This window comes from Phenylobacterium sp. (assembly GCF_030680185.1).
Taxonomy (GTDB): Bacteria; Pseudomonadota; Alphaproteobacteria; order Caulobacterales; family Caulobacteraceae; genus Phenylobacterium.
The window spans coordinates 23,853-38,488 of sequence record NZ_JAUXVZ010000057.1 but is presented as its reverse complement, the minus strand read 5'-3'; the positions used below and the strand labels follow the sequence as shown (position 1 = coordinate 38,488).

The following is a 14,636-nucleotide window of genomic DNA, read 5'->3' as shown; positions in this document are numbered from 1 at the left end:
CCAATCCGTTCCTGTCGCAGCTGGCCGGTTAATCCGTTCCTGATCGACCGGCGGGTGCATGACTGCGACCGCCGTAACGGAGTAGAGCGATGAATATCAACTTGACTCTGGTCATCCAGGGCCTCGCGTTTTTCGCGACGGCCTGGCTGGTCATGAAGTTCGGCTGGCCGCTGATCGATGGAGCCATCGTCGCACGCCAGAAGAAGATTGCCGATGGCCTGGCCGCTGCCGAGGAAGGCAAGCGCGCATTGGCTTCGGCCAGCGCCAAGCAGGACGAAGTGATCCGCGAAGCACGCAGCGAAGCGGGCGGCATTCGTGATCGCGCAGAAAAGGAATACGCCACGATTCTCGACAAGGCCAAGACCGACGCGATTGCCGAGGGCAGTCGTCAGAAGGCCATCGCCGTCGCCGAGATCGAGACCGAAGCCCACCGCGCCCGCGAGCAGCTCAGCCACAAGGTCGCCGAACTGGCGGTCAAGGGTGCCGAACGTCTGATCCGCAAGGAAATCGACGCCAAGGCGCACAAGGACCTGCTCGACGATCTGATCAGCGAGATCGCCCGATGAGCAACGCCATCACCCTGGCCCGTCCGTACGCGCGCGCCGCCTTCGAACTCGCCAAGGGTGAGCAGGCGGCGGCTGCGTGGTCGCAGAAGCTGTCGTTTGCCGCTGCCATTGTCGGTCAGTCGGTCGTGCAGGGGCTGATCACCAGCCCGAAGCTCGGCGCGATCGACCGTGTCAGCCTGTTTCAGCCCGAGGGCGAAGCCAGCGACAGCGCATTCAGTCGTTTCCTGATGTTGCTCGAAGTCAACCAGCGCCTGGCGCTGCTCGGCGAGATTGCCGGGCTGTACGAGGAACTGCGGGCGGACTACGAGCGCACGCTGAAGGTGCACGTTCGCTCGGCGATGGCGATCGACCCGGCGCAGCAGCAGCAGCTGATCGGTGCCCTGGCCAAACGCTTCGATCGCCAGGTCAGCCTCGATGTCAGCCTCGATCCGGAGTTGATCGGCGGTGCCATCGTCGAAGCCGGCGATGTGGTCATCGATGGTTCCTTGCGCGGCAAGCTCAAGCGCCTGCGCGCCGAACTCGCTCAGTAACGGTCATGGCCGTTCGCTAACCGAAATGATGAGAGTCCTGGCCCCCATGACCGTTACCAGGGTTTGCTGCCTAACCCCTCCCCAACCCTCCCCGAACATCGGGGAGGGGGAAGAGCCCGGACCTGAACAGCTTTCACGTTAATCTCGGCCGCTGCAGCGCGCGAATCGCGCCGCACGGCTACCAGAATTCAAATTTATCCGGATACCCGCCATGCAGACGCAACTGAATCCTTCCGAGATCAGCGACCTCATCAAGTCGCGCATCGAGAAGTTCAAATCCGCCGCCGAGGCACGCAACGAAGGCACGATTGTGTCGGTCTCCGACGGCATCGTGCGCATCCACGGCCTTGCCGACGTCATGCAGGGCGAAATGATCGAAATGCCGGGCGATACCTACGCGCTGGCCTTGAACCTCGAGCGCGACTCGGTCGGTTCGGTGGTGCTCGGCAAATATGAGCACCTGCGCGAAGGCGACACCGTCAAGACCACCGGACGCATCCTCGAAGTGCCGATCGGCCCGGAACTGCTCGGCCGCGTCGTCGATGCGCTGGGCAACCCGATCGACGGCAAGGGTCCGATCAACGCCAAAATGCAGAGCCCGATCGAGAAGGTCGCGCCCGGCGTGATCTGGCGCAAGTCGGTGTCGCAGCCGGTGCAGACCGGCTACAAGTCGGTCGATGCCATGGTCCCGGTCGGCCGTGGCCAGCGCGAGCTGATCATCGGCGACCGCCAGACCGGCAAGACCGCGTTGGCGATCGACACCATCATCAACCAGAAGGGTTCCGGGATTAAGTGCATCTACGTCGCCATCGGGCAGAAGCGCAGCTCGATCGCCAACGTGGTGCGCCGCCTCGAAGAAAATGGCGCGCTGGCGCACACCATCATCGTCGCTGCTTCGGCCTCCGAGTCCGCCGCGATGCAATACGTCGCGCCGTATTCCGGCTGCACCATGGGCGAGTATTTCCGCGATCGCGGCGAAGACGCGCTGATCATCTATGACGATCTGACCAAGCAGGCCTGGGCTTATCGCCAGATATCGCTGCTGCTGCGCCGCCCGCCGGGCCGCGAAGCCTATCCGGGCGACGTCTTCTATCTGCATAGCCGTCTGCTGGAGCGCGCGGCGAAGCTGAACGAGGACAATGGCTCGGGCTCGCTGACCGCCCTGCCGATCATTGAGACCCAGGCCAACGACGTGTCGGCCTATATCCCGACCAACGTGATTTCGATCACCGACGGCCAGATCTTCCTGGAAACCGACCTGTTCTTCCAGGGCATCCGCCCGGCGGTGAACGTCGGCATCAGCGTGAGCCGCGTGGGCTCTTCGGCCCAGATCAAGGCCATGAAGACCGCTTCGGGTCCCATCAAGGGCGAACTGGCCCAGTACCGGGAAATGGCCGCCTTCGCCAAGTTCGGCTCGGACCTGGACGCCACCACTCAGCGCATGCTGGCCCGCGGCGCCCGCCTGACCGAACTGCTGAAGCAGCCCCAGTACTCGCCGCTGCAGGTCGAGGAGCAGGTGGCGGTGATCTATGCCGGCACCCGCGGCTATATCGACAACGTGGCCGTGGCCGATGTGAACCGCTACGAGGCTGAGCTGCTGAGCTATCTGCACGGCAAGCATCAGGACCTGCTGGACGGCATCCGCATCAAGAAGGACCTGAAGGACCTGGAAGCCGACCTGAAGAGCGCGCTGGACGCCTTCACCAAGACGTTCGCCTAAGCCGGCCAGGACCCAAAAGGATGGCCAGCCTCAAGGAGATGCGCAATCGGATCGGAAGCGTGAAAGCCACGCAGAAGATCACGAAAGCGATGCAGATGGTCGCCGCGGCCAAGCTCCGTCGTGCGCAGGACGCCGCCCAGAGCGCGCGTCCCTACGCCGAGCGGATGGCTTCGGTGATCGCCAACCTCGCCCAGGGGGTGAGCGGGGAGTCCGCGCCGCGCCTGCTGGCCGGCACGGGCGCCGACCAGCGCCATGTCCTGGTGGTGGCCACGTCGGACCGCGGTCTCGCCGGCGGCTTCAACACCTCCATCGTCCGCGCCGCCCGCGAACGGATCAGCAGCCTGCGGGCCGCTGGCAAGGACGTGAAGCTGATCGTGGTGGGCAAGAAGGCCCGTGACCAGCTGCGCCGCCTGCACGCCGACAAGATCATCGAGTTCTACGAAGCCGGCGGCTCGCCCTCCATGGACGTCGCCCAGGCCGTCGCCGACCGCGTCACCGCCCTCTTCGAGGCCGGCGAGGTCGATGTGGTCAGCATGGTCTACAGCCGCTTCCAGTCGGTGGTCAGCCAGGTCGCCAGCGTCAAGCAGCTGATCCCGGCTGAAGTGGCCGCCGACGCCCCGCCGATCGATCTCAAGGGCGCGGTCTATGAGTATGAACCTTCCGAAGAGGCCATCCTCGAGACCCTGCTGCCGCGCAATCTGACCATCCAGTTGTTCTCCGCCATGCTGGAGAACCAGGCCGGCTTCTACGCCGCCCAGATGACGGCGATGGACAACGCGACCCGTAACGCCGGCGACATGATCGCCAGCCTCACCCTGCAATACAACCGCACCCGTCAGGCGCAGATCACGAAGGAGCTGATCGAGATCATCTCCGGCGCCGAGGCGATCTAGAGCAAGAGAACAGCATCATGGCTATGACTCCGAAGGCTCCCGCCGACACGCCCGTCGCCGCCGCCGACGCGCCGGCCGCCAAGGCCCCCCGCAAGCCCGCCGCCAAGAAGGCCGCCGTCCCCGCCGCTGCAGCCTCGACCCCGGCCGCCGCCGGCCAGGGCGTCGCCACCGGCAAGATCGTCCAGGTCATCGGCGCCGTCGTCGACGTCGAGTTCGAAGGCCATCTGCCCTCGATCCTGAACGCCCTGGAGACCTCCAACACCGACCAGCGGACCGGCGAATCCTTCCGCCTGGTGCTGGAAGTGGCCCAGCACCTGGGCGAGAACACCGTGCGCACCATCGCCATGGACACGACCGAGGGCCTGACCCGCGGTCAGCCCGTGGTCGACACCGGCGCCGGCATCACCGTTCCGGTGGGTCCTGGCACACTCGGCCGCATCATGAACGTCATCGGCGCGCCGATCGATGAAGGCGGTCCGATCAACTCGACCATGACCAGCGTCATCCACCGCGAGGCGCCGTCCTTCGCCGAGCAGTCGACCTCGGCCGAGATCCTCGTCACCGGCATTAAGGTCATCGACCTGCTCTGCCCCTACACCAAGGGCGGCAAGATCGGCCTGTTCGGCGGCGCCGGCGTGGGCAAGACCGTGACCATGCAGGAACTGATCAACAACATCGCCAAGGCCTATGGCGGCTATTCGGTTCTGGCCGGCGTGGGTGAGCGCACCCGCGAAGGCAACGACCTCTATCACGAGATGATCGAGTCCGGCGTGAACCAGCCCGGCGGCGGCGGCGACTCCCGCTGCGCCCTGGTCTATGGCCAGATGAACGAGCCCCCCGGCGCCCGCGCCCGGGTCGCCCTGACCGGCCTCGCCCAGGCGGAGTACTTCCGCGACGAAGAGGGCAAGGACGTGCTGCTCTTCATCGACAACATCTTCCGCTTCACCCAGGCGGGTTCGGAAGTGTCGGCTCTGCTGGGCCGCATCCCCTCGGCCGTGGGCTATCAGCCGACGCTGGCCACCGAGATGGGCAACCTGCAGGAGCGCATCACCTCGACCAACAAGGGGTCGATCACCTCGGTCCAGGCCATCTACGTGCCCGCCGACGACCTGACCGACCCGGCGCCGGCCACCTCCTTCGCCCACCTTGACGCCACCACCGTGCTGAGCCGCGACATCGCCGCCCAGGCCATCTTCCCCGCTGTGGACCCGCTGGACTCCACCTCGCGGATCATGGACCCGCTGGTGATCGGCGATGAGCACTACGCCGTGGCCCGCCGCGTTCAGGAAATCCTGCAGCAGTACAAGGCGCTGAAGGACATCATCGCCATTCTGGGCATGGATGAGCTGTCGGAAGAGGACAAGCTGATCGTGGCCCGCGCCCGGAAGATCCAGCGCTTCCTCTCGCAGCCGTTCCACGTGGCCGAGCAGTTCACCAACACGCCCGGCATCTTCGTGAGCCTGGAAGACACGATCCGCTCGTTCAAGGCGCTCTGCGACGGCGAGTACGATCACCTGCCTGAGCCGGCCTTCTACAATGTCGGCACCATCGAAGATGCGGTGGCCAAGGCCGAGAAGCTCGCGTCGGAAGCCTAAGCACCATGGCCGACAAGCTGCACTTCTCCCTCGTCTCGCCGGAGCGGGAGCTCTACTCCGGCCTGGTGGACCAGGTGGACGCGCCAGGAACCGAAGGCGACTTCGGTGTCCTGGCCGGCCACGCGCCCTTCATGACCACGCTCCGCGAGGGGCAGGTCGTTGTGCGCAATGACGGCGGCGAAACCCTGTATGAGGTCAGGGGCGGCTTCGCCGATGTCAGCGCCACGGGTCTGACGATCCTGGCCGAGCACGCCGTCCTCGTCGCCCCCTGAGGCCCAAGGCCTGCTCATTGCGGGCCAGGCGGCGTCAAAGGGGCGTGAGGGGGGTTGCGGTGACGCTCCGGCTTTAGTGTGATGGTCCCGGAATCTCGTTTCGGTTCCGGCACATCAAGTCAGGGGACACACCACATGCGTACCGTCATCGCCAGCCTCATCCTGATCGCGGGCCTCGCCGGCCCGGCCCTGGCTCAGGAAGGTGTTGAACCGGCCGCAGATCCCGCCGCCGCCCCGGCCGCCATGACGCCGGCCCCTGCCTCGCCGTCGGTCCCCGCCGCCATGCCGGCCCCGGCCGCCGCGCCCGTCGAACAGCCCACCTTGCCCACCACCGGCGACGGCGCGGCCGTGCTCTCGGTCCTGACGCGCGCCTGCCTGCCGATGGTTCAGGACGGAAAGACCGTCGAAGAGGTCGCAAGCGACCTGGGCATGCGCCGTGACCGGCGGTCCGGCGTCTATCAGATGGGTCTGGGCGGCGACCGCAACTACACCATCAGCGTGCTGCCCAAGGGCGCCAACGACAATGTCTGCAATGTGCAGATCAACTATGCGATCGGCGGCGAGGCCCCGATCATCGAGGCCCTGAACATCTGGGCCTTCCTGCAGGATCCCGAGCTCGTGCTGCAACGGAACGACTTCGCGGTCGGCCCCGACAACGTCAAGCGGATCACCATGGCCTGGGAACACTATACCGCCCAGGAGTCCACCGGCCTGGTCTTCGTCCAGCTGAAGAACCCCGACGACAGCCCCCTGGAGCGCCGTTACGACCAGGCGACCCTGCTCTACAGCGAACGTACCTTCTGAGGTCGTTAGGCCGGCGGCGAGGGGCCTCAGGCCTCTTGCCGCGCCTGCGCGCTGATCCAAGCCAGGGCTAGGCCGGCGACGCCGTCCCAGCCGGGCTCGCCAGGCAGCCAATGGCTCATCTGCGGCAGGATCGAAATCTCGGCGCCAATCCGCGTCGCCGTCTGGCGGGCGGTGGCGGGGGGATGGACCACGTCGCGCTCGCCCACCAGCACCAGGGCCGGGGCCGCTGCGCCTGAGGCGCCGAGGCTGGTGGTCATCATGGGATCGAGCCACCAGTTCAATGTCTCCCAGAGCGCGCGACCGCTTTCCGGGCGCAGCCGTTCCAGGATCGGGCGACGCGCGCCCTCGGGCATGCGGTCGAGGCTGTAGCCCAGCATCAGATTGAGGTCCGGCGCCACGGCCTGGCTCCAGAATGGACCCAGCAGGTGGAGGCCAAAGGCGGTCACCCCTTCTTCCACCGACCAGCCGGCGACCCCCCAGGGCGCCGACGGCGCCAGGAGCACGAGGCCTGCGACCGGCGCGCGCTGGGCGGCCATCAGGCAGACCAGACCGCCCATGGAGTGGCCCAGCAGGATGGGCGGCTCGGCCTGGCCCTGCGCCAAGGCGGCGATGTCGCGGGCATAGTCCAGCATCGAGACCCCGACCACGGCCTGATCCGGCGCGCCGACCCCGTGACCGCGCAGGTCCGGCGTCAGAACCGTGTGGCCGGCGGCGCGGAACGGTTCGGCGAAGACCTCGAAGGTCCAGCCGCCGCAGAACGCGCCATGCACCATGATGATGGGGGCGGCCATGGGGCTCCCTTGGGAACGGCCGGCGTTCAGCCGGCGGCGAAGACGCTGAAGGCGTCGACCACCTGCCTGTATATGGCCTGCTTGAATGGCGCCACGATCTTGGGGGCTTCGGCCAGATAGGCCCACCGCCAGGCGTCGAACTCGGGCGGCGGATGGGCGCCCAGGTCGATCTCGGCCTCGGGGCCATCGAACCGAAGGGCGAACCAGACCTGCCGCTGGCCCTTCCAGGCCTGGCCGATGGACGAGCCCGCATGTTCCGGCGGAAAGTCGTAGGTCAGCCAGCCGTCGGTGCGGCCCAGTACGGTCACCGTGCGGACCCCGGTCTCTTCGGCCAGTTCGCGCAGGGCGGCGGCCTCGAGGTCTTCGCCCGGATCGACGCCTCCTTGGGGAAACTGCCAGTTGTTGGGGCCGGGCGCGCCGGCCCGGCGGCCCAGCCAGACCATCCCATCGGGGCGGAACAGGGCCACGCCGACATTGGGACGGTAAGGCGCCAGATGCGCCGGGGTGTCGACCTCGCTCATCGGCGGGTCATAGCCGAGGCCGGCGCGATCTGATAGCCGCGGCCTTCCACCTGTCGCGCCCATTGGGCGACCTGGGCGATGGTCAGCGGATAGGCGAAGCCCGAGCCCAGGGCCTGGCCGTTCTGCAGGGCCTGGGCCTCCAGGGCCAGCAGTTGCTGGTCGATGGCCTCGCCAGACAGCTGCTCGTCGATGATGCGCCCGGCCGAGGCCCGGGGCACGCCCAGGCCGCGGCCTGCGGCCTGGCCATCATCGATGAAGGCGAGCCCACGGGCTTTCAGCGCTGTCGTAAAGGCGGCCATGGCGGGGTCCGAATTGAGGAATTGCGAACCCAGATAGTTGGTCAGGCCGAAATAGCCCGTGGCGCGAGAGAGCAGCCATTCGAGGCGCCGAGTGGTCTCGGTGGCGCCGGAACTGGCCAGCAGGGTGTAGGGGCCGGGGTCATTGTCGGGATAGTCGACGGGCTCCATCGGCGTTTCCAGCAGCACCTCGTGGCCATGCTCCCGCGCCAGATCGATCCAGCCCTGGAGACCCTCCGAATAGGGGACGAAGGACAGGGTGATCTCGCCCGGCAGTTGCTCGATGGCCTGCCGGGTGGCGCTGGCGTTGAGGCCCAGGCCGCCGACGATCAGGCTGACCCTGGGCTTGCCATTAGGCTGGAAGGGCCGGGCATAGGCCTCGGCCGGCGTGCGGCCCCCGGGGCCGATGATCGGAAGCGGGCCGTTGGGACCCGGCGCGCTGAAGCCGGCGATGGGAGCGGCGGGCAAGGCCAGTCGCGGGCGGCCAGACCGGGCGCCCGGCATGGTGATGACGGCCTCGCCCAGCTCGGCCGGATCTTCCAGAGGGGTTTCAGAGAGTTCGAAGACGTCTTCGGTCACGCCGGGGCCCGCGCCATCGGCGGTCAGGGCCTCACGCCAGCCGGGGGGCGCTGCGGCGACGACGGCCTGGGCCAGGGGCAGGCGGATCACCGGCGTCCCCGCGCGGGGATCGCCGATGATCAGCACCAGGGCTGAAAGGGTGAGCACGAAGAGGGCGGCCGCCGCGGCGGCGCTGATATAGGGATTGGCCGCCGCTGTGCGGATCTGGGCGAGCACGCCCCGCCCGGCGCCGATGGGCGCGGCGGCTGGGGCGGGGGTCAGGCTCCGCTTGGAGAACATGGCCATGACTCGCTGAACCTCTCGCTGAAGACCGGGCCAAGGCCGGTTCTGACGCGAACATGGTTAACGAAGGCCTTATGAACCCCGCAGACAGGCTTGAGCAAGCCGCCGGCGAGGTCAAAAGACCGGGGTCCAGCCTCTGCGACTAGTTCGCCTTCGGCGCCGCGGCGGCCGCGGCGGCGACCTTGTCCTTGACGCCGATGACCTCGGCCAGGCGGGCCTCGGGCTTGGGCAGTTTCGGCGTCGCCGCCACCGAGCCGTACTTGAGCACGTCCTGGGCGCGCACCAGTTGGAAGTCCTTCTTTTCGTCGAAGGATTCCGGGGGCGCTTCGGCCGGCTGGTGGGCGCCGCGGCGCTCCAGGCCCTCGTCGGCGTTGAGCGCATTGCGCAGCGAAGCTTCGCTGAACTGGAAGGCGCGGTTGGCGATGGCCTGGGCCTCGTCGCGGCTGGCGGCCACTTCCAGATCAGGCTCGATGCCCGTCTTCTGGATCGAACGGCCAGACGGCGTGTAGTAGCGCGCCGTGGTCAGCTTGAGCGCGCCGTCCATGCCGCCGCGCAGGGGGATGACGGTCTGGACCGAGCCCTTGCCGAAGCTGGTCAGGCCGACCAGTTCGGCCCGCTTGCGATCCTGCAGGGCGCCAGCGACGATCTCGGCGGCCGAGGCCGAGCCGGTATTGATCAGCACCACCATGGGCAGGCCCTTGGCGATATCGCCTGCACGGGCGTTGTAGCGCTCCACATCGCGGGCGTTGCGCCCGCGCTGGGAGACGATCTCGCCACCCTCGAGGAACAGATCCGACAGCCCCACGGCCTGGTCGAGCAGGCCGCCGGGATTGTTGCGCAGGTCGAGGATCAGGCCCTTCATATTGGGATTGGCGGCCCGCAGCTCGCCAAACACCCGCTCGGCTTCGTCGGTCGTGCGCTCGTTGAAGGCCGAAACCCGCAGATAGCCATAGTCGCCCTCCATGCGGGCCACGGCCGATTTGGGCTGGATTACTTCGCGGATGATCTCGACGTCGAACGGATCGCTCTTTTCGCGGGCGATGCTGAGGACCACGGCCTCGCCGGGTTTGCCGCGCATCTGCTTGACGGCGTCGCTGACGCTCATGCCGAGCACGCTGGCCCCGTTGACGCCGGTGATATAGTCGCCGGCCTTGATGCCGGCCTTGGCGGCCGGCGTGTCGTCCATCGGCGAGATCACCTTGACCACGCCATCCTCGCTGGTGACCTCGATGCCCAGGCCGCCATATTCGCCGCGGGTCTGGTCGCGCATCTCGTCGAAGGACTCGGCGTTCAGATAGCCGGAATGCGGATCGAGGGAGGTCAGCATCCCATCGATCGCCGACTCGATCAGCTTGGTCTCGTCGATCTCGGTGACGTACTGGCGCTCGACCGTGTTCAGCACGTCGCCGAACAGCTCGAGCATCCGGTAGGTCTGATTGCGAGGTTCCTGGGCCGAGGCCTGGGCCTGCTGGCTCACATAGGCCATGGACCCGGCCCCGAGGACGAAGGCGGCCGCGCCAATCATCAGATACTGCTTCATAGCCCTCACCTGAGGCTCCCTTTGCGGCGATTTGATGCCGCCTGCGCGTTTCGTCCCAATGAGCGGATCAACCCGCCTCTTTCTTCAGCCAGCGCGCCGGATCGACGGGCGCGCCCTTCTCCCGGACCTCGAGATAAAGCTCCGACGGTGATTGTCCCTCATCGGCCATCCAACCGACAGGACCGCCGGCTGCGACCGTTTGCCCGACGTCCACGCTCACGCGATCAAGGCCAGCCAAGACCAGATGGTATCCACCGCTCATCCTTAAGATCAAGATGACGCCCCAGCCACGCACGGGGCCCACATATTGCACCAGCCCGGCGCCTGGACTTTGCACACGGGCGCCTCGTGGGGTCAGGATCGTCACGCCCTGATACTTGGCTGTGCTGTGGAGCGTCTCGCCGAAGCGGTGGGTCACCGGCCCCTCTGCGGGATAGAGCAGGGCCTCTGGCGGCGTCACCGGCCCTTCCACCAGATACTCCGCCGGCGCGGCGGCATAGCCCCGCAGGGCGGCGCCGGAGGGATCGACCGCCTCTGGCAGGGGGCGGGCGTCGGCCCGTTCGCTCTCGGCGGTGAACAGGGTTTCGCTGGCCACGGCGGCCAGCCGGCGCTGGCGGGCGAGATCGGAGGCTTCCGCGGCATAGACCTGGGCGCGGCGCTGCAGTTCCGGGGTCATGGCCTTGACCAGGATGGCGGCGCGCACGGCGTCGCGGGCGTCGCCCGGCGCCACCAGCAGGGCCGGCGGCGGGTCGCGCTTCAGCTGCTGCAGAATCGAGAGCAGGCGGGCCAGCTGGTTGTCATTGCGGCCCCGCTCGGCGTTCAGGGCCTGTTCGCGGGCGTCCAGGCTCTGGAGGGGCTCGGCCGCCGAGACGAGGCCCAGGCCCGCCGCCCCGGCCAGCAGAAGGGTCAAAGCCGCCAGACGGCCGCCGCGCGGATGGATGAGATCAATCACGGTGATAGGGCGACCCGGAAAGGATGGTGACGGCCCTATAGACCTGTTCGGCCAGCATGGCGCGAACCAGGGCGTGGGGCCAGGTCTGCGGGCCAAAGGCCAGCCGCCCTTGCGTCTCGTCCATCAGCTGGGGATCAAGTCCGTCGGCGCCGCCGATCATCAGCACCAGGCGTCGGACCCCGTCGTCCCGCAGGCGGGCGATCTCGGCGGCGAAGTCCCGCGAGGTTCGCGCCCGGCCATGCTCGTCGCAGGCCAGGACGTGGGCGTCCTTGAGATGGGGGCGCAGCACCTCGGCCTCGGCCAGCTTGCCGGGCTTGCGGCTCTCGACCTCGATCACCTCGACCGGACCAAGGCCCAGGACCCGACCCGCCGCCGTGGCGCGATCGGCATAGAGCTTCACCAGCTCGGTCTCAGGCGAACGGGCCAGACGGCCCACCGCCAGGAGGGTCACACGCAAGCCGCCTCCGTCAGGAGGTGGGGACGGCGTGGCCCGAGGCGTCCACCGACCAGATCTTCTCGATGTTGTAGAAGGTGCGGACTTCGGGACGGAACAGGTGGACGATGATGTCCCCGGTGTCGATCAGCACCCAATCGCAATGGGGCATCCCTTCCACCCGGGCGCGGCCATAGCCGTGCTCCTTCAGGGCGCGCAGCAGGTGGTCGGCGATCGCGCCCACATGCCGCTGCGACCGGCCAGAAGCGACGATCAGGCCATCGGCCACCGCGCTCTTGCCCGTAAGATCGATGACCACGACATCCTGGGCCTGATCCTCGTCAAGGCGGCTCAGAATCAGGTCTTCGAGGGCCTGGATGCGACCCTCGACGTCCGAGGAGGCGACGGCGGAACCGGCGGTCTCCTGCGCGCGCTGCGCGGCTTCACTATTCAGCGGGAAACTCCTCTAACGTCCACGCGAAGACCATCATAGCACGATCCTGACCCGTGGTCAGCGGTCCTTGATGGCGCCCTCTGGACGGGTCGGCCGCATCCGCTCGCGAAGGGCCGTGGACGACTGGAAATTCAAGGGCCCGCGGAGGAAAACCCAGGCGGGCGTGCGCCTGCCGGGCAGGCTGCGGGCCTGGTTGGACGGCACGCGGGCGTGGGCGAACCGCCGCGCAGCCGGCGAGGTGCGGCTTTTCAGCGAAATCCAGGGCCGCGAGACCACGGCCACCGGCGTTTCGGCCATGATCTGGGTCCAGCCCCGCCAGCGGTGGAAGGTGGCCAGACTGTCGGCCCCCATGATCCAGACGAAGTGGACGCCCGGATGGCGCGCCTTCAGGGCGCGAACCGAATCGATGGTGTAGCGCGAGCCCAGCCGGCTCTCGGCGTCGGACACCGCCATGCCCTTCTGCCGGGCGAAGGCGCGGGCCCCGGCCATACGCTCGGCCAGGCTGGCGGTTTCATGCGTCGGCTTCAGGGGGTTTTGCGGCGAGACCAGCCAGATCACCAGGTCCAGGCCCAGCCGCCGGCGGGCGGTCTCGGCCACATGGGCGTGGCCCTCATGGGCCGGATTGAACGAGCCGCCGAACAGACCCACCCGCATGCCCGGCTCCAGATGGAAGCCGAGGCGCAGGGCGCCTGGCCGTCCGGCGGCGGGCAGTCGGCGGGCGGGACCTGCAAACCACATGGGATCAGGCAGGGCGGGCGGGGGTGGGCGCCCCGCCGCGGTCGAGATGGATGTCGCTCTGGCTCACCCGCGCCCGCACCGTGAACACCCCATCGCCGGCCAGGACGCCGCCGCGGGCGAACAGGCGCCCGAACTCCCAGTTGGAGAGGCCAAGCTCGGGCTTGTTCAGGGCGTACTGGCCATCCACCCAGCGGGTGAAGCCGTCGCCGACGAAGGGCGCATTGATGGTGGCGTAGAAGCGGTCATGGGCGGCCCGGTCTGTGCTGATCAGGCTGGCGGCGAACTGAGGGCTGTAGCAGTTGAACAGGCCCACCGCCTCATTAAGGTCGGCCACCACCTTGAGCGTGACCTCAGGCGTCTGCTCCCATTCCCATTCGCGGCCCAGTTCGGCCTGCGGCAGGAGATCGACCTTGGCCTCTTCGCGGACGCCCTCGGCGCGGGCGACCTGAACCCGCGCCTGGCGCCAGGCCTTGGGCAGGAAGGCCTCGTCGCCCTCGACCACGTGCAGCTTGACCCCATGGCCGCCCCGTTCGCCAGCCTGATCCAGGGCGGCGAGGAAGACCGGGATCAGATCCTGGGCGGCGTCGCGGGTGACGCAGAAGACGTTCAGCGTGTTGCAGACCTTGCGGTCGAGGGAATGGAAGACGGCGGCGAACAGGCGCTCGGGGTCGGCGCTGGCGTCGGCCGCCATCCAGGCGCCCCCTGTGCCATGCAGGCTGACCGGCGCCCCGGCCTGGCGGGCGATGCCGCCCAGCTGGGTGACGGCGGGCCCAGATCCCCTGGCCACCGCCAGGCCCAGGCGCGGGTCGGCGAACATGGCCCAGCCGGCGGCGTGCGCGGCCGAGTCCACCAGGACGGCGGAGCCAGGCGGCAGGCCAGCCTCTGCGATGGCCGGCTCCAGCGCTTCGCCGACGATGGCGCGGGCCGTGCCCAGGGCGTCGGAGCCGATGCGGAAGACGACGGTGTTGCCGGCCCGCAGGACGCCGGTGGCGTCGGCGAACACATTGGGCCGGCCTTCGAAGACGAAGGCCACGACGCCCAGGGGCGCAGAGACCTGCTCCACACGCCAGCCAGCATGATCGACGGCTTCGATCACCTGGCCGCGGGCCGGGGCGGCGTCGCGCCAGGCCCGAAGGCCCGCGATCATGTCGGCCCGCATGGCGGGGCTGACGGCCAGACGGGTGGTGGAGCGCCCCCGCTGTTGGGCGCGGGCCACATCGGCGGCGTTGGCCGCGGCGATGGCGGCCCAGGCCGCCTCGTCGGCCAGGCGGTTGGCGAAGGCGTCGAAAAAGGCGGTGATCTGCGCGTCGCTGACCTCGCCCATCCGGGCGAAGGCGGCCTGGGCGCGGCCCACGGCGTCAGCGGCGATCGCCTGCTGGGCGGCGGGCACATGCAGCAGCGTCCCGGAGTCCTGCAGCACGATCAGCCGATCGCCCGGCTTGAAGGCGCTGGCCAGCTCCGGGCTGACGCGGGCCAGACGGTCGCCGCCATAGGGGATGGCCATGCCGGGGCTGAGCGCGGTGAGACGCTCGCCGCCTTCGTCCTCCCCGATCTGGCCCTCGCCGGGTCCTGCCCCGTCCATCATCATGATCCGTCAGTTATGCTCAGGATGAGGCTTACCTAGGCCCCTTTCGGCGCCTCGGCAATTAAGGCGTACATTGACGCAGCGG

Annotated in this window: 16 protein-coding genes; 7 read left to right on the top strand and 9 right to left on the bottom strand. The window is 68.3% G+C overall.

What is annotated here, in order from left to right:
* Positions 1 to 89 precede the first annotated feature (89 nt).
* The 7 genes from Q8L83_RS16575 (at position 90) to Q8L83_RS16545 (ending at position 6,380) form a co-directional block, all read left to right on the top strand.
* Positions 90 to 566, top strand: a complete 477-nt coding sequence (locus Q8L83_RS16575) for a F0F1 ATP synthase subunit B (protein ID WP_305288923.1) — start codon at positions 90 to 92, stop codon at positions 564 to 566.
* Positions 563 to 1,096, top strand: coding sequence for a F0F1 ATP synthase subunit delta (locus Q8L83_RS16570; protein ID WP_305288921.1), 534 nt, complete (start codon positions 563 to 565; stop codon positions 1,094 to 1,096). The genes Q8L83_RS16575 and Q8L83_RS16570 overlap by 4 nt, the downstream gene beginning before the upstream one ends.
* Before the next feature lie 211 nt (positions 1,097 to 1,307).
* A complete protein-coding gene (atpA, locus tag Q8L83_RS16565) occupies positions 1,308 to 2,816 on the top strand; it encodes a F0F1 ATP synthase subunit alpha (RefSeq protein ID WP_305288919.1) in 1,509 nt (502 codons plus the stop codon).
* A 20-nt stretch (positions 2,817 to 2,836) separates the two neighbouring features.
* On the top strand, positions 2,837 to 3,709 hold the full coding sequence (locus Q8L83_RS16560; RefSeq protein ID WP_305288917.1) for a F0F1 ATP synthase subunit gamma: 873 nt from the start codon (positions 2,837 to 2,839) through the stop codon (positions 3,707 to 3,709).
* A 17-nt stretch (positions 3,710 to 3,726) separates the two neighbouring features.
* Positions 3,727 to 5,304: a F0F1 ATP synthase subunit beta gene (gene atpD, locus Q8L83_RS16555; protein ID WP_305288915.1), complete on the top strand. Its 1,578-nt coding sequence runs from the start codon at positions 3,727 to 3,729 to the stop codon at positions 5,302 to 5,304.
* 5 nt (positions 5,305 to 5,309) lie between these two features.
* Positions 5,310 to 5,576 carry an ATP synthase F1 subunit epsilon gene (locus tag Q8L83_RS16550; protein ID WP_305288914.1) on the top strand — a complete coding sequence of 89 codons (267 nt, stop codon included), beginning with the start codon at positions 5,310 to 5,312 and terminating at the stop codon, positions 5,574 to 5,576.
* A gap of 135 nt (positions 5,577 to 5,711) precedes the next feature.
* Complete coding sequence (locus Q8L83_RS16545; protein ID WP_305288912.1) at positions 5,712 to 6,380, top strand: hypothetical protein; 669 nt, start codon at positions 5,712 to 5,714, stop codon at positions 6,378 to 6,380.
* A 26-nt stretch (positions 6,381 to 6,406) separates the two neighbouring features.
* Here the strand turns inward: Q8L83_RS16545 and Q8L83_RS16540 are convergent, their stop codons facing one another.
* The 9 genes from Q8L83_RS16540 to Q8L83_RS16500 all read right to left on the bottom strand — a co-directional run bounded on the left by Q8L83_RS16540 (position 6,407) and on the right by Q8L83_RS16500 (position 14,548).
* Positions 6,407 to 7,171, bottom strand: a complete 765-nt coding sequence (locus Q8L83_RS16540) for an alpha/beta fold hydrolase (RefSeq protein ID WP_305288910.1) — start codon at positions 7,169 to 7,171, stop codon at positions 6,407 to 6,409.
* Between the two features lie 26 nt (positions 7,172 to 7,197).
* Complete coding sequence (locus Q8L83_RS16535; RefSeq protein WP_305288908.1) at positions 7,198 to 7,692, bottom strand: RNA pyrophosphohydrolase; 495 nt, start codon at positions 7,690 to 7,692, stop codon at positions 7,198 to 7,200.
* Positions 7,689 to 8,846 carry a divergent polysaccharide deacetylase family protein gene (locus Q8L83_RS16530; RefSeq protein ID WP_370868410.1) on the bottom strand — a complete coding sequence of 386 codons (1,158 nt, stop codon included), beginning with the start codon at positions 8,844 to 8,846 and terminating at the stop codon, positions 7,689 to 7,691. Before Q8L83_RS16530 ends, Q8L83_RS16535 begins: the two co-directional genes overlap by 4 nt.
* Positions 8,847 to 8,991: 145 nt before the next feature.
* Positions 8,992 to 10,389: a S41 family peptidase gene (locus Q8L83_RS16525; RefSeq protein WP_305288904.1), complete on the bottom strand. Its 1,398-nt coding sequence runs from the start codon at positions 10,387 to 10,389 to the stop codon at positions 8,992 to 8,994.
* Between the two features lie 67 nt (positions 10,390 to 10,456).
* Positions 10,457 to 11,341, bottom strand: a complete 885-nt coding sequence (locus tag Q8L83_RS16520) for a murein hydrolase activator EnvC (protein WP_305288903.1) — start codon at positions 11,339 to 11,341, stop codon at positions 10,457 to 10,459.
* Positions 11,334 to 11,798: a 23S rRNA (pseudouridine(1915)-N(3))-methyltransferase RlmH gene (gene rlmH, locus Q8L83_RS16515; RefSeq protein WP_305288901.1), complete on the bottom strand. Its 465-nt coding sequence runs from the start codon at positions 11,796 to 11,798 to the stop codon at positions 11,334 to 11,336. The genes Q8L83_RS16520 and rlmH overlap by 8 nt, the downstream gene beginning before the upstream one ends.
* A 10-nt stretch (positions 11,799 to 11,808) precedes the next feature.
* A complete protein-coding gene (gene rsfS / locus Q8L83_RS16510) occupies positions 11,809 to 12,228 on the bottom strand; it encodes a ribosome silencing factor (RefSeq protein ID WP_370868409.1) in 420 nt (139 codons plus the stop codon).
* Between the two features lie 57 nt (positions 12,229 to 12,285).
* Positions 12,286 to 12,966, bottom strand: a complete 681-nt coding sequence (locus tag Q8L83_RS16505) for a nicotinate-nucleotide adenylyltransferase (RefSeq protein ID WP_305288899.1) — start codon at positions 12,964 to 12,966, stop codon at positions 12,286 to 12,288.
* A gap of 4 nt (positions 12,967 to 12,970) precedes the next feature.
* A complete protein-coding gene (locus tag Q8L83_RS16500; protein ID WP_305288898.1) occupies positions 12,971 to 14,548 on the bottom strand; it encodes an aldehyde dehydrogenase family protein in 1,578 nt (525 codons plus the stop codon).
* Positions 14,549 to 14,636: the final 88 nt, after the last annotated feature.